General features: G+C 68.7%; 11 protein-coding genes. 6 read left to right on the top strand and 5 right to left on the bottom strand.

What is annotated here, in order from left to right; genetic code table 11:
- Window positions 1-151 precede the first annotated feature (151 nt).
- Window positions 152-2,785, top strand: coding sequence for a GAF domain-containing protein (locus Q0672_RS03770; protein ID WP_298619890.1), 2,634 nt, complete (start codon window positions 152-154; stop codon window positions 2,783-2,785).
- Window positions 2,778-4,505, top strand: a complete 1,728-nt coding sequence (locus Q0672_RS03765; protein WP_298619888.1) for an EAL domain-containing protein — start codon at window positions 2,778-2,780, stop codon at window positions 4,503-4,505. The genes Q0672_RS03770 and Q0672_RS03765 overlap by 8 nt, the downstream gene beginning before the upstream one ends.
- A gap of 97 nt (window positions 4,506-4,602) precedes the next feature.
- Here the strand turns inward: Q0672_RS03765 and fusA are convergent, their stop codons facing one another.
- Window positions 4,603-6,654 carry an elongation factor G gene (gene fusA / locus Q0672_RS03760; RefSeq protein WP_298619886.1) on the bottom strand — a complete coding sequence of 684 codons (2,052 nt, stop codon included), beginning with the start codon at window positions 6,652-6,654 and terminating at the stop codon, window positions 4,603-4,605.
- Between the two features lie 102 nt (window positions 6,655-6,756).
- Window positions 6,757-8,499: a SulP family inorganic anion transporter gene (locus Q0672_RS03755; protein ID WP_298619884.1), complete on the bottom strand. Its 1,743-nt coding sequence runs from the start codon at window positions 8,497-8,499 to the stop codon at window positions 6,757-6,759.
- 301 nt (window positions 8,500-8,800) lie between these two features.
- Here Q0672_RS03755 and Q0672_RS03750 point away from each other — a divergent pair, with 301 nt between their 5' ends.
- Together Q0672_RS03750 and Q0672_RS03745 are read left to right on the top strand one after the other, a co-directional pair.
- Window positions 8,801-13,525, top strand: coding sequence for a PAS domain S-box protein (locus Q0672_RS03750; RefSeq protein ID WP_298619882.1), 4,725 nt, complete (start codon window positions 8,801-8,803; stop codon window positions 13,523-13,525).
- Window positions 13,526-13,589: 64 nt separating this feature from the next.
- Entirely contained in the window at window positions 13,590-14,819 is a 1,230-nt protein-coding gene (locus tag Q0672_RS03745) for an MFS transporter (protein ID WP_298619878.1), read from the top strand.
- Here Q0672_RS03745 and Q0672_RS03740 read toward each other — a convergent pair whose 3' ends face one another.
- The 3 genes from Q0672_RS03740 to Q0672_RS03730 form a co-directional block, all read right to left on the bottom strand.
- The gene (locus tag Q0672_RS03740; RefSeq protein WP_298619876.1) at window positions 14,820-15,950 is read right to left on the bottom strand and encodes a GNAT family N-acetyltransferase; all 1,131 of its coding nucleotides are present in this window, start codon (window positions 15,948-15,950) and stop codon (window positions 14,820-14,822) included.
- 72 nt (window positions 15,951-16,022) lie between these two features.
- Entirely contained in the window at window positions 16,023-16,466 is a 444-nt protein-coding gene (locus Q0672_RS03735; protein ID WP_153161242.1) for a hypothetical protein, read from the bottom strand.
- 242 nt (window positions 16,467-16,708) lie between these two features.
- Window positions 16,709-17,188: a M23 family metallopeptidase gene (locus tag Q0672_RS03730; RefSeq protein WP_194271193.1), complete on the bottom strand. Its 480-nt coding sequence runs from the start codon at window positions 17,186-17,188 to the stop codon at window positions 16,709-16,711.
- Window positions 17,189-17,390: 202 nt separating this feature from the next.
- Between Q0672_RS03730 and Q0672_RS03725 the strand changes: the two genes are divergently transcribed.
- Window positions 17,391-19,010, top strand: a complete 1,620-nt coding sequence (locus Q0672_RS03725; protein ID WP_298619872.1) for an NAD+ synthase — start codon at window positions 17,391-17,393, stop codon at window positions 19,008-19,010.
- Window positions 19,011-19,081: 71 nt separating this feature from the next.
- On the top strand, window positions 19,082-19,420 hold the full coding sequence (locus tag Q0672_RS03720; protein ID WP_284187328.1) for a P-II family nitrogen regulator: 339 nt from the start codon (window positions 19,082-19,084) through the stop codon (window positions 19,418-19,420).
- The last annotated feature ends 70 nt before the right edge of the window (window positions 19,421-19,490 follow it).

Genomic DNA, 19,490 nt, shown 5'->3' with positions numbered 1-19,490 from the left:
TACCCGGACGCATGCGGCTGGCGTGTTTCACTCAAGAGAACGCGCCCGCCGTCGATAAGACGGGGAGGCCGCTACCGGCCGTCCCGCGCGCCCGAGGACACCGGTGGGGGCCGCAAGACGCGCCACCGCCAATCTCCACTGGTCTGCCCCGATGCAATCTTCCCCCGTTCCGGCCGACGAAGCCGCCCGGCTGCACGCGCTTCGCGCCATCGGCTTGCTCGACACCCCGGCCGATCCCGCGTTTGACAATCTGGTCGAACTGATCCGCTCGGTCTTTGACGCATCCATCGTGGCCATTTCGCTGGTGGATGCCGAGCGGCAGTGGCTCAAGGCCGTGCTGGGCATCGACGTGCGCGAGACGCCCCGGTGCGACGCCTTCTGCGCCCACGCCATCTGCCAGGACGGCCCGCTGCTGGTGAGCGATGCGACAACCGACCCGCGCTTTGCAGGCAATCCGCTGGTCTGCGGCGCGCCGGGCATCCGCTTCTACGCCGGCATGCCCCTGCGGCCGGTGGATGGGCGGGCGGTGGGTGCACTGTTCATCGCCGATGCCGCGCCGCGGACGCTCTCGGTGGCCGAGCAGGATCGCCTGGCCCGCTTCGCCCGGCAGGCCGAGGCGCTGATCCGCCATCATCAGGCGGCGCTGGAGGCCCGGCGGGAGCACGACGCCCTCGAACGCGCCATCGCCCGCAAGCAGGCGGTGCTCAACCGCGCAGCGGTGGGGATAATCCGCATCACCTCGCGGGGCATCATCGAGCAGGTCAATCCCTTCGCCCAGCAGATCCTCGGCTACACGGCGGACGAGCTGCTGGGCCGCAACGTGCGGGTGATCATGCCCAGCCGCTGGGCCGACCACCACGACGAATACCTCGCCAGCTACCTCAAGGGCCGCCCGCCCAGCGTGATCGGCATCGGCCGCGAGGTGCAGGCCCTGCACAAATCCGGGCGGACGATCCCGGTGCATCTGGCGGTGAGCGAGGTGACGATCCCCGGCCAGGAGGAGGTGGAGTTCATCGGCATCCTCTCCGACCTCTCCGAGCTCTACCGCGCCCGCGAGCGCGAGCAGGCCCAGCACCGCCTGCTGCACGTGCTGCACCGGGGCATGACCGACTTCGCCACGCTGATGTCCAGCGACCAGCTGTGGTCCTTCCTGAAGGACGCCCTGTGCGACCTGACCAGCAGCGACTACGCGCTGATCGGCGAGGTGGTGCCGGTGGAGGGCAAGCCCGGGCTGAAGATCCACGCCATCACCGATCTTTCCTGGAACGAGGATTCCCGCCGGCTGATGGAGCGCCTCAGCTCCGGCGACATGATGCTCACCAACCCGGATTCCATGCTCGGCCGGGTGTTTGCCGGCGGCGAGGTGGTGATGACCAACGACCTCGGCGCCGAGACCCGCCGCACGGGCTTTCCCCACGGCCATCCGCCGCTCCACAACTACCTGGGCGTGCCCATCGTCGATCAGGGGCAGGTGATCGGCATGTACGCCATCTCCAACTCCCGCAACAGGGTGGATGAAGAGCTGCTGGCCTGGCTGGAGCCCTTCACCGCCACCTGCGCGCTGCTCATCAACCTTTACCGCCGGATCAACGAGCAGGCCCGCTTCACCCGCGAGCTGGAGATCGCCCACGCGAAGCAGGCCCAGGCCAGCCGCGCCAAGACCGAGTTTCTGTCGTCCATGAGCCACGAGCTGCGCACGCCGATGAACTCGATCATCGGCTTCTCGCAGCTGCTCCTCAACAACCGCCGCCAGCCCCTGCCCGAGCGCCAGGCCGGGCAGGTGGAGCAGATCCTGAAGAGCGGCCAGCATCTGCTCACCCTCATCAACGACATCCTCGACCTGGCCCGCATCGAGGCCGGCCGGCTGGTGTTTTCCATCGAGCCGGTGGAGATCGCCTCGGTGATCGAGGAATCCGTGGCCTCGGTGAGCGCCCTGGCCGAGGCGCGGGGCATCGACATCCGCCTGCCGCCGGTGCCCGGGCGCCATCGGGTGCTCGCGGATTTCACCCGCACCAAGCAGGTGCTGATCAACTTCCTGTCCAACGCCATCAAGTACAACCGCGACGGCGGCCGGGTCGAGCTCGGCTGGGCGCCGGTGGAAGATGGGGGCCTGCGGGTCGAGATGCGCGACACCGGCATCGGCATCCCGGCCGACCGGATCGGCGAGCTGTTCCAGCCTTTCAATCGCATCGGTGCCGAACATTCCGGGGTCGAGGGGGCCGGCGTGGGCCTCGCCCTCACCAAGCAGCTGGTCGAGCAGATGTCCGGCCGGGCGGGGGTGGAGAGCGTACAGGGCGAAGGCAGCTGCTTCTGGTTCGAGCTGCCCCTGGCGGCCGGCGACGAGGCGGTGCCGATGGTGGCGCCGGCCGCCGCCCAGCCCCTGGCCGACGACGACGAGGCCCTGCGCCCGCGGGTGCTCTATGTCGAGGACAACCCGGCCAACCAGCGCCTGATGACCGACATCTTCGAGGACTTCGGCCGGGCCCAGCTCAGCTGCGCCCACGAGGCCGCGCTGGGCATCGAGCTGGCCCGCGCCGAACAGCCGGCGCTGATCCTGATGGACATCAACCTGCCGGGCATGGACGGCTACGCCGCGCTGGCCGCCCTCAAGGCCGACGCCGCGACCCGCCACATCCCGGTGGTCGCCCTCTCGGCCAACGCCCTGCCCGCCGACGTGGAGCGGGGCCTCGCCGCCGGTTTTGCCGACTACCTCACCAAGCCGCTGGACTTCAGCCGTCTGTACGCGGTGCTCGAACACCACCTGGGAAACCCGCCCGATGCTTGAAGACTACCTCGCCGACGCCCGCATCCTGGTGGTGGACGACACCCCGGCCAACGTCGAGCTGCTGCTGGACATCCTCGACGACGCCGGCTATCGCAACACCCTGGGGCTCACCGACCCCCGCGAGGTGGCGCCGGAGATCAAACGTTGCCCGCCCGATCTGGTGCTGCTCGATATCCGCATGCCGCACCTGTCGGGCTTCGACGTGCTGCGCCAGATCCGCTGGCAGCTGGGGGTGATGGCGCCGCCGGTGGTGGTGCTCACCGCCCAGACCGACCGGGAGACCCGCTCAGAATCCCTCGAGCTGGGCGCCATCGACTTCCTCAACAAGCCCTTCGATCAGGGCGAGGTGCAGCAGCGCATCCACAACATCCTGGTGGCCCACTGCCAGTCCCGCGATCTGCGCGGCCAGACCGAACTCCTCCAGACCCTGGTGGATCGCCAGACCGCCGAGCTGCGCAGCATCGCCCTCACCGACAGCGCCACCGGCCTGCCCAACCGGCGGGCGGTGCTGGCCAAGGTGGATGGCCTGCTGGCCATCGCACGGCAGGTGGCGGTGTTCTTCATCGTGGCCGACGAGGTGGAGGACATCGCCCGTCTGCAAGGCTACCCGGCGGCAGAGCGGCTGCTCCAGTCGCTGGGCGAGCTGGCGGGCGGCAGCCCGGTGGCGCAGGGCGGCATCGTCGGCTGCTGGGGCAGCAGCGAGCTGGTGCTCGTCCAGCCTTCGGACGACCCGGCCGCGCTGGAGAAGACCGCCCAGCGCCTGCTGCGCCTGCTCGAAGGCGACCACCGGGTGGATGACCTGCTGCTCGCCACGCCGATCCGCATCGGGATCGCCCATTCCAGCGACGGCATCACCGGCTCCATGGATCTGCTGCGCAAGGCCGCGGCGGCGATTCCCGCGCGCTTTGCCGGCGTGGTGGGGCGCTACGGCCCGGGGCTGGACGAAGCGCTGGCGCGTCGTCGGCAGCTGCGGCAGGCGCTCAAGCAGGCGGTGTCCGGAAACGAGCTGGCGCTGGTCTTCCAGCCCAAGATCGACCTCGCCAGCCGCCGCCTGATCGGCGCCGAAGCGCTGCTGCGCTGGCACTCGGCCAGCGTCGGGGCAGTGCGGCCGGACCTGTTCATCCCGCTGGCTGAAGAGACCGGCGACATCCTCGCCATCGGCGACTGGGTGCTGGACGAGGGCATCCGCCACCTGAGCGGCTGGCACGCGGCCGGCCGGCTGGGCGACGACTTCGCGCTGGCCCTCAACGTGTCGAGCCGGCAACTGCAGCACGACGGTTTTGTGGAGGGCGTGCTGCGCCGCGTGGCCGAATCGGGCCTGCCGCCGGCGCGGATCAAGATCGAGGTGACCGAATCCGGCTTCATCCACGACCTGAAGGAAGCCCAGGCGCGCCTGGGGGCGCTGCGGGCGGCCGGCGTGGGGGTGTCGATCGACGATTTCGGCACCGGCTATTCGTCGCTGTCGTATCTCAAGTCGCTGCCGGTGTCGGAGCTAAAGATCGACCGCAGTTTCGTGCGCGAGATCGGCCACGACGCCGACGACCAGAAGCTGGTGGAGACGATCATCGTGATCGCCCACCTGTTCGGCTGCTCGGTGGTGGCCGAGGGGATCGAGACCGAGGCGCAGCTGGAGGTGCTGCGTCGGCTGGGTTGCGACCAGGGGCAGGGCTACCTGTTCTCGCCGCCGGTGGCGGTGGAGGACTTCGGCCGCATGCTGTAGCCGCCGGGGTGATTTGATGCAAAAACAGCAACAATGATGGGCTCATTGTTGCTGTTTTTGTTTGAAACGGGGCGCCGGCCTGCGCCCCGGGTGAAGCTTACTGCTCGCCGCCGCGCTTGCCCTGGTGTTCGCGGGCGAGGCGTTGCTGCACGTCGTTGGGGGCGGGCTCGTAGTGGCTGAAGGCGATGCTGCAGCTGCCGTCGCCGCCGCTGATCGACTTGAGGCGCGACTCGAAGCCTTCCATCTCGGCCATCGGTACCTGGCTGGTGATCTCCGTCCAGCCCGGCTGCGGGCTGTCGGTGCCGGTGACGCGGCCGCGGCGGCCCGAGAGCTCGGCGCTGATGCCGCCGAAGTGCTCGTCCGCCACCCGCACCGTGAGGGTGATGAGCGGCTCCAGCACCACCGGGCGGGCACCCTGGACGGCTTCCTGCACCGCGTGGCGGGCAGCGGTGACGAAGGAGATCTCGTTGGAGTCGACCGCGTGGTGTTTGCCGTCGAACACCGTCACCTTCAGATCCTGCAGCGGGAAGCCCGCCATCACGCCTTCGGCGATGGCCTGGCGCACGCCCTTCTCGACGGCCGGCATGAAGTTGTAGGGGATGGTGCCGCCCTTCACTTCGTCGGCAAGCTCGAGGCCGGCGCCGCGCTCCAGCGTTTCGACGCGCAGGGCGACCTCGCCAAACTGGCCGGCGCCGCCGCTCTGCTTTTTGTGGCGATAGCGGGCTTCGGCGCTGCCGGCGATGGTCTCGCGGTAGGGGATCGCCGGCGGGCGGGTGCCGAGGCTGAGGTTCCAGCGGGTCTTGAGGGCTTCGAGCACGGTCTTGAGGTGCACGTCGCCGACGCCGCGGATCACGGTTTCCTTGGCCTGGATGTTGTGCTCGACGGTGAGGCAGGGGTCTTCGTCGAGCAGGCGGTGCAGGGCTTCGGAGAGCTTCTGCTCGTCGCCGTGCTTCTCGGGCTGCAGCGCGAGGCCGAACACGGCTTGCGGGTAGCGCGGCGGGGCGAGGTGGAAGTGGTCTTCGTCGTGGGAATCGTGCAGCACGGCGTCGCGGTGGATGTCGTCCACCCGCGCCACGGCGCAGATGTCGCCGGGAATGCCTACGTCGATCTCGGTCTGGCTCTTGCCCTGGATGCGCAGCAGGTGGCCGACCTTGAAGGGCTTGCGGGCGTCGCCGATGAAGAGCTGGGTGCTCGGAGTGACGGTGCCCTGGTGGATGCGGAACAGGCCAAGCTTGCCGCGGAAGGGGTCGTTGCTCACCTGGAACACGTGGGCGATGACGTGCTTGTCGGCGTCGGTGGTGGCAGTGACCGCTTCGGCGGCCGGGCCTTCGCCCTTCAGGAAGCGCGGCGGGTTGCCTTCGGTCGGGTCGGGCAGCAGGCGGCCCATGATGTCGAGGAGCTCGGTGACGCCGGCGCCGCTGCGGGCGGAGGTGAAGCACACGGGAATCAGGTGGCCTTCGCGCAGGGCGATCTCGAACGGGTCGTGGAGCTGCTCGGGCTGGAGGGATTCGCCCTGCTCGAGGTAGAGAGCCATCAGGTCTTCATCCACCTCGACCACCTGGTCGACGATGTTGTCGTGGGCGGCGCGGACACTGGAGAAGGCCGGCTGGGCGTCGTAGTCGGGCTTGAAGAAGCAGTCGATGACGCGGCCGCCGTCGGCGGTGGGCAGGTTGATCGGCAGGCATTCACGGCCGAAGGTGGCGGTGATGCGTTCCATCAGGGCGGCAAAGTCCACGCCCGGGGCGTCGATGCGATTGACGACGATCATCCGGCACTTGTCGGCGGCGGCGTCCATCACCTTGCGGGTGACGGTCTCGACACCGGCGGCGGCGTTGATGACCACCACCGCGGTCTCGACCGCCGGCAGGGTGGCCAGCGCGCGGCCGAGGAAGTCGGGCAGGCCCGGGGTATCAAGCACGTTGACCCAGTGTTCGGCCCATTCCAGGTGGGCGAGGGCGCTGTTGAGGGAGTGACCGAAGGCTTTTTCCTGCGGATCGTAGTCGCTGACGGTGTCGCCCTTTTCGACAGACCCGGCGGCACTGATGGCACCTGCGGCGGCCAGCAGTTTTTCCAGCAGCGTGGTCTTGCCGCTGCCGGACTGGCCGAGGAGGGTGAGGTTGCGGATGTCGCGGACCGAGGTGGGTGTCATGCTTGCTCCCTTTGCAGTTATTTTTGAAAGCCGAAACACGAGATTCCAGAAGTATCTGCCTGCAAGGCCCGCAGAACAACGATCCAGGTCAACAAAGCGGCGCTACCACTCGAAGCCGCGGCGCTGGGGGGCGGGTGCGGCATCGCCGCTGCTCAGGCCCGGGAGAAACTCGCGCAGGGCGTCGTCCTCGGTGCGGTAAGCGGCGTGGGGGGTGAGGTCGTTCCACAGTCCGGTGCGCTCCAGCACGTCGATGACCTGCTTCTTGAGGCCGCAGCAGGCAAGCTGGCGGCCATCGGCCAGCAGCTGGCGGCGGACGCGGCGCAGGGCCTCGACCCCGCTGGCGTCGATGGCGTTGATGCCGGCGCAGGAGAGCACCAGCACCGCCATCTGCGGCTGCCCGCGGCAGGCGGCGAGCACGGCGTCTTCAAAGGTGGCGGCGTTGACGAAGTGCAGCGGGCCGTCGAAGCGCAGGATCGCCACCTGCGGGTGGGGCGGCGGCAGGCCGAAACGCGCCGCGTCGCGCCAGGTGCCGTCCGGGTGGCGGCCGAGCAGGGCGACCCGTGGCGTCATGCTGCGGTAGATCAGCAGCGCCAGCGACAGGAAAAGCCCGGCGAGGATGCCGATCTCCACGTGGGGCGCGAAGGCCAGCGTCGCCACGAAGGCCACCGTGCCGGCCAGCCCGTCGTCGCGCCCGGCCTGCCAGGCTTCGCGCAGCTGGGCGACGGACAGCAGCTTGGCCAGGGTGACGAGGATCACCGCCGCCAGCACCGGCCGGGGCACGTGGGCGATGGGTTCGGGCACCAGCAGCAGCGCGCCCAGCACCACCAGCGCGCCCACCACCGAGGCGAGCCCGGTGCGGGCGCCGGCTGCCAGCAGGAAGGCCGAACGGCCGAACGATCCGCTTACCGGATAGGCCTGGCACACCGAGGCGGTGAGCTTGGCCAGGCCCTGGCCGATGAGCTCCTGGTTGCCGTCCCAGCGCTGGCCGGTGCGCGCCGAGGCCAGCTTGCAGCTCGACATGGCCTCGATGAAGCTCACCAGCGCCAGCACGAAGGCCGAGGGCAGGAGATCGGTGATCTGCGCCCAGTCGGCCTTGGGCAGGGCGAAGGCGACGGTCTGCTCCGGCAGCCGGCCGACCACCCGTCCGCCGGTGGCTTCGAAATCCGCCAGCCAGCCCACCGCGGCCAGCCCGGCCACCACCGCCAGCACGCCGGGTCCGCCCACCTTGAAGCGCTGGAGCACCAGCAGCAGCACCACCGCCAGCCCGCCCAGGGCGGCGGAGGGCAGATGCACGTCGGGCAGCGTGCGCACGATGTCGACGATCGCCTCGACGAAGGGCTTCTGCCCCGCCGAGGGCAGGCCCAGCAGGGTGGGCAGCTGGGCGGTGATGATGAGCAGCGAGCAGGCGTTGATGAAGCCGTGGAGCACCGGGTGCGAGAGCAGATCGGCGAAGTGGGCGAGGCGCAGCAGCCCGAAGGCCAGCTGCAGGATGCCCGCCAGCAGCGCCAGCTGGACGGCCAGCAGCAGCCAGGTTTCGGAGCCGGGCAGGGCCAGGGGCGACAGGGCGGCGGCCGTGAGCAGGCTGGTCAGGGCCACCGGGCCGGTGTTGAGCTGGGCCGACGAGCCCCACAGGGCGCCGACGATGGACGGCAGCAGCGACGCGTACAGCCCCACGTAGGCGGGCAGGCCGGCGAGCTGGGCGTAGGCCAGGGCCTGGGGGATCGCCACCAGGGCTACCGTGAAGCCGACCACCAGATCGTTGCGCACGGTGGCCGCATCGAGCTGGCTGCGCCAGGCGAGGAAGGGCAGCAGGCGGCGCAGCAGCGGGGGCAGAGCAGGGGGCATGGCGGGCGTTCCGGTTCGGGCGGATCGGCGGGAATCCAAAATTTTAGCGTGCTGGCATGGCGCCGGTCACGCGGGCGGATGCCTTGACCGCGTCGGCCTTCGGTGCCACGTTAAAGAAAGGCACCTGCCGGGACGATAACCCGACAGATCAACGTGACGCGTACGTCGGATTTCCGCTTCTCCATGACCCCCGCAACTGGAATGACTCTCCCGGTGATCCACCTGATGCCGAACCTGCCCCATGTTGCCGCCGTCTGCCCGCAGGTCGCTGGCGCGATATCCGCTGCGAGGGTGCGCGCCCGTGGATAGCCGGATCATCCGGGTTGTCCTGATCTACGCGGTGTTCGCGTCGGGGTGGATCCTGTTCTCGGATCTGCTGGTGACGAGCGTGCTGTCCGACCCCCAGGCAATCCACCGGGCCAGCACGGTCAAGGGCTGGGTTTTCGTGGGGGTGACCTCGCTGCTCCTGTGGGGCCTGCTGCGGCGGCTCACGCGGTCGGGGGCCGCGGGCGTCGCGCCGGCCGAAACGCGGCCGGGGCTGGCACGCTGGCGATCACTGGTGCTGCCGCTGGTGCTCCTGTCCATCGGCGTGGTCGCGCTGGGTTACCTGAGCGTCCTCTTCATCGTGAAGCAGCATCGGGCCGAGGAATACCGTCGCATCGAGGCGATTGCCGACCTGAAGGTCGGGCAACTGGCGATGTGGGTTAACGAGCGGCAGAGCGACGCCCTGGTGATCGAGCGCAACGCCGGGCTGCGGGAGCTGCTTGCCCGGTGGCAGCGGGATAACGACGGGCGGGCCCGGGCATCGCTGCTGAGTTCCATCGAGGCGATCCGTGGCACTTACCGCTATGCCCAGGCGGCGCTGGTGGACGCGGACGGCAAGGTGGTGCTGAAGACGGGGGGCGATCTCGTGCCCGCCCCGCAGTTGCTGGATGCGGCGCGGCGGGTGGCGACCCGCCCCGATGGGCCTGCGCCTATCCGTTTTTTGGGTGATCCAGGCGACCAGGGCTCCGTGCCGGTGACCCTGGATTTCCTCGCCCGTCTGAGCATGCCTGAAGCCGGCCGCGCGGTGGCGGTGATCCTGCAGGCCGATCCGGCCGTTTTCCTCTACGAAAGCCTGAAGCGCTGGCCGGTGCCCAGCGACTCGGCCGAAACCCTGCTGCTTCAGCGGGAGAACGGCAAGCTGCGCCTGGTTTCGCCGCTGCGTCACCCGCCGTCGCCGCCTTTCGGCCAGCAGATGCCCCTCGATGACCGGGATACCCTGTCGGCGCGCATCGCCAGCGGGCCGGCGGCGCTGGGGGTGCCCATCGAGGCCGAGGATTACCGGGGCGTGCCGGTGGTGGGCATGGCCCGCGAAGTGCCAGGAACCGACTGGGTGCTGGTGGTGAAGATCGACGTCAGCGAGATCAAGGCGCCGACCAGCGGCTACATCTGGTCCATCGCCCTGGCTGCCGGCTTTGCGCTGCTCAGCATCGGCGTGGCGGCGGTGCTGCTGTCCCAGCGCCGGGCGCTGGTGATCGCGCGGGAGCGGGATGAACGCCAGACCCGTCAGTTGCGCGAGCTGCGCCTGCTCGATGCGATCGCCAACGGCTCGACCGATGCGATCTTCGCCAAGGATCAGGAAGGCCGCTATCTCTTTGCCAACCGGGAGGTGGCCCGGATCATGGGCACTACGCCGACCGGGCTGATGGGGCAGATCGACGACTCGTTCTTTCCGCCCGCCGAATCCGCCGCCATCCGTCGGCAGGACCGCGTGGTGATGGAGACCGACTCGGTTGCGACCTGGGAAGAGGCGCTGACCACCGCCCACGGCACGGTGATCTTCCAGACCACCAAGGGCCCGCTCCATGACGAGACCGGCAAGGTGCTGGGTGTGTTCGGCATCGCCCGCGACATCACCGAGCTGCGCCACGACGAGCAGGCCCTGCGGGAGCGGGAGGAGATCTTCAGCGCCATCGTCAGCCAGGCGGCCGACGGCATCGTGCTGCTGGATACCGAAACCCTGCGCTTCGTCGAGTTCAACGATGCGGCCTGTCAGGGGCTGGGGTATTCGCGCGAGGCCTTCGCGGCGCTCACGGCGCTCGACATCCAGGCGACGCTGACCCCCGAGCAGGTGAAGAGCGTGATCCGTGACCTCGTCGAGCATAAAGGGGGGCTCAACGTCGATCACCAGCATCGCTGTGCCGACGGGAGCTGCCGCGACGTGGAGCTGAGCTACCGGCCCATCGAGATCCGCGGCCGGCAGTATCTGGCCGGCGTGTGGCGCGACACCACCGAGAAGCGCCATGCCGCCGAGCAGCTGGTCAAGCTGTCGCTGGCGGTGGAGCAGAGCCCGGCCAGCGTGATCATCACCGACACCCGCGGCTGCATCGAATACGTGAATCGCGCCTTCGAGCGGACCAGCGGCTACACCTGCGACGAGGCGATCGGGCAGCGGGTCGGCTTCGTGAAGTCGGGTCAGACCCCGCCGGAAACCTACGCCGCGCTGTGGGCGGCGCTGAAGGCCGGCCAGCCGTGGGAGGGCGAGTTCATCAACCGCCGCAAGAATGGCGAGGAGAGGGTGGAGTTTGCGCGCGTCTCGCCGATCTTTCGGGACGGCGGCGAGGTGACCCACTACCTCAGCATCCAGCAGGACATCACCGAGCGCAAGCAGGTGGAGGCGGAGCTGGCCCGCTACCACGACCAGCTCGAACAGCGGGTCGCCGAGCGCACCCGCCAGCTCGAAGAGACGAATCTGATCCTTTCGCAGCGTTCTGCTGAACTCGAAGAGGCGAAGGAGCAGTCCGACGCGGCCAACCGGGCGAAGAGTGCCTTCCTCGCCAACATGAGCCACGAGATCCGTACCCCGATGAACGCCATCATCGGCCTGACCCATCTGCTGCGCCGCAGCGTGGCCGACCAGGAAGCCCAGGTTCGCCTGCAGAAGGTGAGCGACGCGGCCGGCCACCTGCTGACGATCATCAACGACATCCTCGATCTGTCGAAGATCGAGGCCGGCAAGCTGACCCTCGACGACGTGAACTTCCGCCTCGAGGACGTGGTGCGCAAGGCCTGCGCCCTGGTGGCCGACCGGGCCTACCAGAAGGGGCTCGAGCTGGTGGTGGACATGGGCGACGTGCCCGACCGGCTGCGCGGCGACGCCACCCGGCTGGGGCAGATGCTGCTCAACTACCTGGGCAATGCGGTCAAGTTCACCGAGCAGGGGGTGATCCTGCTCAGCGCCCGGATCGAGGAAGAAAACGACGATTCGGTGCTGCTGCGCTTCGAGGTCATCGATACCGGCATCGGCATCGAGCCGGAAGTCCGGCAGCGCCTGTTCAAACCCTTCGAGCAGGCCGACGGTTCCACCACCCGGCGCTTCGGTGGCACCGGGCTGGGGCTGGCGATCACCAGCCACCTGGCCCGCCTGATGGGCGGTCAGGCCGGCGTGGATAGCGAACCCGGCCGGGGCAGCAACTTCTGGCTCACCGCCCGCCTCGTCAAGGGCACCAGCAGCGTGTGGCGCACCCGTCCGCTGCCAGCGCTCCACGCGCTGGTGGTGGACGATCTGGCTGCATCCCGCCAGGTGCTGGGCTCGATGCTCACCACACTGGGGGTGCGCGTTGCCAGCACCGATTGTGGCGCCGACGCGCTGACGCAGGTCAAGAGCGCGGTGGCCGCTGGCGACCCCTACGATCTGGTGCTGGTGGACGACGGCATGCCGGGCATGGACGGCAGCATGGTCGTGGCGCAGATCGGTCAGCTGGGGCTCAGCCCGGCGCCCCGCTGCATCCTGCTCACCGTTGGCGACAGCCCTGGCAAGCGCGAGGAAGCCCGGGCCTGCGGGGCGAGCGGGGTGATCGCCAAGCCGGTCAGCCTCTCCGATCTGCACGACGCGATCCAGTCGCGCTTCAATCAGGTCTCGGCCCAGGACGCGATGCCCCTCGATCAACTCCCCGGCGAGACCGCCATCGCCCGGGATCACGCGGGTGCCCACGTGCTGCTGGTGGAAGACAGCCTGATCAACCAGGAGGTCGCCCTGTCGCTCCTCGAGGGCGTCGGCCTGAAGGTGGATGTGGCCTGTAACGGCGCCGAGGCGGTGAGCAAGGTCAGCCAGGGCGGCGCCTACGACTTGATCCTGATGGACATGCAGATGCCGGTGATGGATGGCGTCGAAGCCACCCGGACGATCCGCGGTGCAGGTTACCGGGACGTGCCCATCGTCGCGATGACCGCCAACGCCTTCGGCGAGGATCGCCAGCGCTGCCTGGACGCCGGCATGAATGACCACCTCTCCAAACCGGTGGACCCCGCTGCCCTCTACGCCGCGCTGATCCAGTGGCTGCCCCGGCGTGCGCCGGCGCCCAGCCCGGCCGCGCCGCAGCCCGAACCTGCGCCTGCGCCTGCGCCCGAACCCGCCGTCGCCCCGGCGCCGGCCGTCCCCGATGGCCCCGAACCCGACATCCGCACCCGTCTGGAGCGGGTGCCCGGCCTCGACGTGGCCTACGGCCTCAAGAACCTGCGCGGGCGGATTCCCAACTACCTGCGCCTCCTGCACAAGTTTGCCGACGGTCACGCCGACGACCCCGAGCGCATCCGCGCCGAGCTGACCGCAGGCAACCAGCCGGAGCTCCGGCGCCTGGCCCATTCCCTCAAGGGCGTGGCCGGCATGATCGGCGCGGTGGGCGTCCAGCAGCTGGCCGCCGCGCTGGAAGCCGCCATCCGCGAGGAGCATGACCTCGCCGTGGTGGCGGCCCGGCTTGAGGACGTGGCCCTTGCCCAGGCCGCCCTCGTGACCGCCATCCGGGCCCTGCCGGTCGATGTGCCGCCCGAGGCCGTCGCCCCCGACCCCGCCGCGGTCGAGCAGGCCGTGGTGCGGATCGACGCGCTCCTGGCCGACGGCAACGTGGCCGTACAGCGCATGGTGCGCGATTCCGCCGCGCTGCTGGCGGCCCGCCTGGGGGCCGACATGGGCCGCTTCGAGCAGGCGGTTGAAGGTTATGACTTCGCCGCAGCCCGGGTGATCCTGGATGCTCACAAGCCCTGATTGACCGGGCCGGGCTTTCGGTGGATGCTGGCCGGCTGTTTTTCGTCAGCCCCCGCGTTTTCCGATGACTCCGTCCCAAGCCAATCCGCCGACGCCAACGTCGTACTGGACCCTCATCCTGGCCGCCTCCGCGGTGCTGATGGTGACCGTGGGCGTGCGTCTGTCCCTCGGGCTCTACGTGTCGCCGATCAACACGGCCACCGGCATCGGCATCACCGGCATCAGCTTCGCGATGGCGGTGTCGCAGTTCGTGTGGGGGGCCTCCCAGCCGGTGTTTGGCGCCATCGCCGACCGCTACGGCCCCGCCGGATCGCTGTTCGGCGGCGCGGCACTGATGGCCCTCGGGCTCGCGCTCACGCCCTTCGTCGACAGCCAGTTTGCGCTCACCGTCACCGTCGGCCTGATGGTCGCAGCCGGCGCCGGGGCGGGCAGCTTCTCGATCCTGCTGGGCGCGGTGTCCCAGCGCCTGCCGGCTGAAAAGCGGGCGTTTGCGTCGGGCTTCATCAACGCCGGCGGTTCGTTCGGGCAGTTCGTCTTCGCGCCCCTGTCGCAGTTTTTGATCGGCGCCTACGGCTGGGTGACGGCGCTGTTCAGCCTCGCCGCGGTCACCCTGCTGACGATCCCGCTCTCGTGGCCGCTGCGCCACAAGGCCGAGCACCCGGCGGGCGGCGCGGCGGTGAGCATGAGCCTCACCGAACAGTTGCGCGTCGCCTTCCGCGACCGCAGCTACTGGTGTCTGCACGCGGGCTTCTTCACCTGCGGCTTCCACATCGCCTTCCTCGTCACCCACCTGCCCGGCGCGGTGGATCTGTGCGGCCTGCCGGCCAGCGTGTCGGCCCTGTCGCTGGCGCTGATCGGGCTCGCCAACATCGTCGGCAGCCTGTCGGCCGGGGCGCTGGGCCAGCGTTACCGGATGAAGTGGCTGCTGGTGTGGATGTACGCCTCCCGGGCAGTGATGGTGGGCATCTATCTCATTTCGCCCAAGACGGACCTGACCTTTTACGTCTTCGCCATTGGCCTGGGCCTCACCTGGCTCGCCACCGTGCCGCCCACCGCCGGGCTGGTGGGCAAGCTGTTCGGCCTGCGCTACCTGGGCACGCTGTTCGGGCTCACGCTGCTGTCCCACCAGATCGGCGCCTTCTTTGGCGCCTGGCTGGGTGGCATCGCGCTGGTGGAATCCGGCAACTATGACTGGATGTGGTACGCCGACATGGTGCTGGCGGGCCTCGCCGCGCTGGTCAACCTGCCGATCCGCGAGGAAAAGCTCCAGCCCGCCGCCTGCGGCGTCCGCTGATCATTCGCCCTGCCGCCGGAAGGGCAGGTGCTCGGTGAGCTCGTCCAGATAGCCATCCACCCCGTTGCGCTCCTGGGCCAGGAAACGTCGCACCGCATCCCGGAAGCGCGGGTCGGCGATCCAGTGGGCGGAGGTGGTGCGCACCGGCTCCAGCCCGCGCGAGAGCTTGTGCTCGCCCTGGGCGCCGCCCTCGAAACGGGCGAGGCCCTGCTGGATCGCGTAGTCGATGGCCTGGTAGTAGCAGGCCTCGAAGTGCAGGCAGGGGATGAATTCGGTCGCGCCCCAGTAGCGGCCGTAGAGCGCCTCGGCATCCTGTAGAAAGAGGCTGGCTGCCACCGGCTGGCCAACGCGTTCGGCGATCATCAGCACGCAGGACTCGGGCCGGGCGTGGTGGAAATCCTCGAAGAAGCGCAGCGTGAGATAGGGCGACGAGCGGTGCTCGGCGTAGGTGCGGCAGTAGCAGGCGTGGAAGAACGCCCAGTCGTCCGCGCCGATGGCCGCGCCCCGCAGCACCCGGAAAGTCACCCCCGCATCCGCCACCTTGCGCCGCTCCTGGCGGATCTTCTTGCGCTTGGGCTGGGCGAGGCGGGCGAGGAAGTCGTCGAAATCCCGGTAGCCGGCGTTCTGCCAGTGAAACTGCACCCCGTGGCGGATCTCCAGCCCGGCCTCGGCGAGCCAGCCGGTTTCCTCTTCGGTGGGGAAGAGCACGTGCAGCGACGATGCGCCGGAATCCCGCACCTGTTCGATCACCCGGCTGATCAGCGCCCGCCGGCTTGCCTCATCCACCCCCAGCACCCGCAGGCCCGGCACCGGCGTGAAGGGCAGGGCCGACAGCCACTTGGGGTAGTAATCCAGCCCGTGGCGTCGGTAGGCGTCGGCCCATGCCCAGTCGAACACGTATTCGCCGTAGGAGTGGTGCTTGAGGTACATCGGCATCGCCGCCAGCAGCCGCGGGCCGTCCCACAGCGCCGCGTGCTGCGGCACCCATCCGGTGCCCGGCGCCACGCAGCCGCTGGTTTCCAGCGCCGCCAGAAAGGCGTGGGACAGGCAGGGCTGATCGCCAGCGAGGGCATCCCACTGATCGGCGGGGATCTCGGCGATGGCGGGGTGGAGGCGGAAATCGTGGAGCACCGTGGTGTCGCGGTCGGTAAAGACAGGCGCTTACTGTTGCCAATGGTGGCCCGTCGTCGGGTTGCAGACGTCTTAGTTGCCTGATTGCGTCCAGCGCTCCGTGCCGATGTCGTAGTGGTAGGTGGTGGGGCGGGCTCTGCCCGGCAGTCCATTGCGGTCGAGCCTGATCAGCGGGCGGCTGAAGCGCAGTTGAAAGCCGGCCGACGTGCCGAGGACGCTGACGTAGCGGCTCGGTGCGGCAGCGTCGTCGTCGTCGTCGAGCGCCACGCCGTCGATATTGCCGACCAGACGCGGCAGGCCGTGCTCGCGCAGGAAGAATACCTGTGTTCCGTAGTGAAACTCGGCAGCGAAATCCACCAGGATGACCTGGCTGCCGGAGCGGGGTAGGGCGAAGACGGTGAGGTTCGCGGTGTACGCGTCGCCGCCGCCGAACGGGCTGCGGAAGCGAATGTGCTCGCCGTTCGGATCGTGATGCACGGCGATCAGGCGCAGCCCCGGGTTCTTGCCGCGATCCATCTCCGGATCCCGGCAGATGGCCAGGATCAGGCCTTGAACTGCTTGGCGTGCGACCCGGCAGTCGGTTAGGCCTAGGCGGCTGCCATCAAAACCCACTGCGTCGGCCGGTGCTAGTCGGGCGGCCGGAGCGGTGATGGGACGGGCGGGCGCAGGCGGAGCGTCGGGCCGTGCGTCTTCCGCGGAAAGGCTTGTGGCAATGATCACGCCTAACAGGGAGGCAAGGCGATTCATCGAGTGCGGGCTCATCCGGCGATCTCTTTGTGGAGTGGGCATTCACCAAATACGCGGAGGGGGCTCAGCCGGTTTGCCAGGCCGAGCCCCGCCTGGGCTTTGGTGCGGATTTCAAAGTGGAGGTGCTGGTCGTTCGCGGGCATCCCCTTGGCGTTTCCGCTTTCCCCCGATGCCGCGATTTGATCGTTACCTTTGACGGCATCGTCCTCACGCACGAATACCTTGAACAAATGGGCATAAAACGCGTACAGCGTGGCCTCCTCGAACTCGAACTCGAGGCATAACTGCAGGCCGTAGTCGCCTTTGTCCCGCACGAAAGCCACGCGTCCGTCGGCGATGGCGTAAACGGGGGTCTGGACTCTGGCCGCAAAATCCCAGCCTTGATGCGGTTTGGGCGTGCCGTCAGCGAACTTGCGCACCATGCCGAAGGTGTTGTTGGTCGAGCATCGACGGATGATGTTGCTTTGCAGCGGCCAGAAGATCGTCGTCATGTCCTGCTCCTTTTGGAGTGATGGCGGGGATGGCTTTCCCCGGGATGAGTGCATGCAATCAATTTATGTCATATCGCGTGCGAATTCCATGTCCGGATTGCGGGGTTCCGCCCGTTGATCGATGTGCGCGAGCGGGGCCTGGGCGCTGGCTGCTGCGTGCGGGGCGGATCGTGACTGGGCGCCTGCGGTATAGTGTCGCCCCATGAAAACCCCACTTTGCGTCGCTGTCGCCCAGATCAATGCCGTCGTGGGCGACATCTCCGGCAATGCGCGCCGGATACTGGAAGCGGTGACCCGGGCCAAGGCCGCGGGCGCCGATGTGGTCCTCACCCCTGAACTCGCCCTGTGCGGCTACCCGGCCGAGGATCTGCTCCTGCGGCCGGCCTTCATCGACACCTGCGCCGATGAGCTGGCGGCCCTCGCCACCCAGGTGCAGGGCATCACCGTGCTGGTCGGCTATCCGGCCCTTTACGGCGGCGAGCGCTACAACGCCGCCGCGGTGATCCGCGACGGGCGCATCACCCACACCTACTTCAAGCATCGCCTGCCCAACTACGAGGTGTTCGACGAAGAGCGCTACTTCGAGCCCGGCACTGAAGCCTGCGTGTTCGAGCTGAAGGGCGTGAAGATCGGCGTGAACATCTGCGCCGACGTGTGGGAAGCCGGCGCCGCCGACGGTGCCCGCGAAGCCGGCGCCGAGCTGCTGCTGGTGCTCAACGCCTCGCCCTTCCACATGAACAAGCAGCAGCTGCGTTACGACGTGCTGCGCGAGCGCATCGCCGATACCGGCCTGCCGGTGGCCTATTGCAACCTGGTGGGCGGGCAGGATGAGCTGGTCTTCGACGGCGGCTCCTTCGCCCTCGACGAGGACGGCACGCTGGCCTGGCAGGGCGCGATGTTTGCCGAGGCGCTGTCGCTGCTGCACTTCGCCGACGGCCGCTGGCAGGAGCGCAGCGTGCCCGCCGAACGCCCCGTCGAGGCCGACGTGTATCAGGCGCTGGTGCTGGGCGTGCGCGACTATCTGGGCAAGAACGGCTTCCCGGGTGCGCTGATCGGCCTCTCCGGCGGCGTGGATTCGGCGCTCACCCTGGCCATTGCCGTGGATGCGCTGGGCGCCGACAAGGTGCGTGCCGTGATGATGCCGTCGCCTTATACGGCCCAGATGAGCTTGGATGATTCCCGCGAGATGGTCCGCCGCATCGGCGTGCGCTACGACGAGATCGCCATCGAGCCGGCGATGAAGACCTTCGCCGCGATGCTGGCGCCGCAGTTTGCCGGCCTGCCCGAGGATACGACCGAGGAGAACCTCCAGTCGCGCATCCGCGGGATGATTCTGATGGCGCTCTCCAACAAGACCGGCGCCATCGTGCTCACCACCGGCAACAAGAGCGAGATGGCCACCGGCTACGCCACGCTCTACGGCGACATGGCGGGCGGTTTCGCGGTCATCAAGGACATCTACAAGACCTTCGTCTATCGCCTGTGCGCCTGGCGCAACGCCCAGCCCGGCGGCCCGGTGATCCCCGACAACATCCTCACCCGTCCGCCTTCGGCCGAGCTCAAGCCCGACCAGTGCGACCAGGATTCCCTGCCGCCCTACGAGGTGCTCGACGCCATCATCGCCGCCTACATGGAAGACGACCTCTCGCCCCGCGAGATCGTCGCCCAGGGCTACCCGGAGGTGGACGTTTACCGCGCCGTGGCGATGCTCCGCCGCAACGAGTACAAGCGCCGCCAGTCGCCGCCGGGGGTGCGCGTCACCCAGCGCGGCTTCGGCAAGGACTGGCGTTACCCGATCACGTCCCGCTACCGCGACGCCTGAACCTTCCCGTCCGCATCCCGATGGCCCGGCCTTTCGGGCTAGAATGCAGAATCGTTTCCTGGAGACCGCCAATGAAAAAAATCGAAGCCGTGATCAAGCCCTTCAAGCTGGATGAAGTCCGCGAGGCCCTGTCCGAAGTCGGCATCACCGGCCTGACCGTCACCGAAGTGAAGGGTTTTGGCCGGCAGAAGGGTCACACCGAGCTCTACCGCGGCGCCGAATACGTCGTGGATTTCCTGCCCAAGATCAAGATCGAGGTGGTGGTTGCCGGCGACGTGGTCGAGCAGGCCGTGGACGCCATCATCAAGGCCGCCCGCACCGGCAAGATCGGCGACGGCAAGATCTTCGTGATGCCGGTCGAGCAGGTCGTCCGCATCCGCACCGGTGAGACCAACGAATCGGCGATCTGATCTGCACACAGATCAGCCCAAGGCAGAAGGCCCGGTCATGCACCGGGCCTTCTGCTTTCCGGCGCCCCGC

Source organism: uncultured Zoogloea sp. (assembly GCF_937894855.1).
In the GTDB taxonomy this organism is placed as follows: domain Bacteria; phylum Pseudomonadota; class Gammaproteobacteria; order Burkholderiales; family Rhodocyclaceae; genus Zoogloea; species Zoogloea oryzae.
The sequence above is the reverse complement of the archived record's forward strand: the minus strand, read 5'-3'. Positions and strand labels throughout refer to the sequence as shown.

Bases quoted from the DNA above. Each gene is read 5' to 3' on its own strand.
- Q0672_RS03730 (WP_194271193.1), bottom strand. From the start codon at position 17,188: ATGACGACGATCTTCTGGCCGCTGCAAAGCAACATCATCCGTCGATGC.
- Q0672_RS03745 (WP_298619878.1), top strand. From the start codon at position 13,590: ATGACTCCGTCCCAAGCCAATCCGCCGACGCCAACGTCGTACTGGACC.
- Q0672_RS03725 (WP_298619872.1), top strand. From the start codon at position 17,391: ATGAAAACCCCACTTTGCGTCGCTGTCGCCCAGATCAATGCCGTCGTG.
- Q0672_RS03735 (WP_153161242.1), bottom strand. From the start codon at position 16,466: ATGGATCGCGGCAAGAACCCGGGGCTGCGCCTGATCGCCGTGCATCAC.
- Q0672_RS03755 (WP_298619884.1), bottom strand. From the start codon at position 8,499: ATGCCCCCTGCTCTGCCCCCGCTGCTGCGCCGCCTGCTGCCCTTCCTC.
- Q0672_RS03770 (WP_298619890.1), top strand. From the start codon at position 152: ATGCAATCTTCCCCCGTTCCGGCCGACGAAGCCGCCCGGCTGCACGCG.
- Q0672_RS03765 (WP_298619888.1), top strand. From the start codon at position 2,778: ATGCTTGAAGACTACCTCGCCGACGCCCGCATCCTGGTGGTGGACGAC.
- Q0672_RS03720 (WP_284187328.1), top strand. From the start codon at position 19,082: ATGAAAAAAATCGAAGCCGTGATCAAGCCCTTCAAGCTGGATGAAGTC.
- fusA (WP_298619886.1), bottom strand. From the start codon at position 6,654: ATGACACCCACCTCGGTCCGCGACATCCGCAACCTCACCCTCCTCGGC.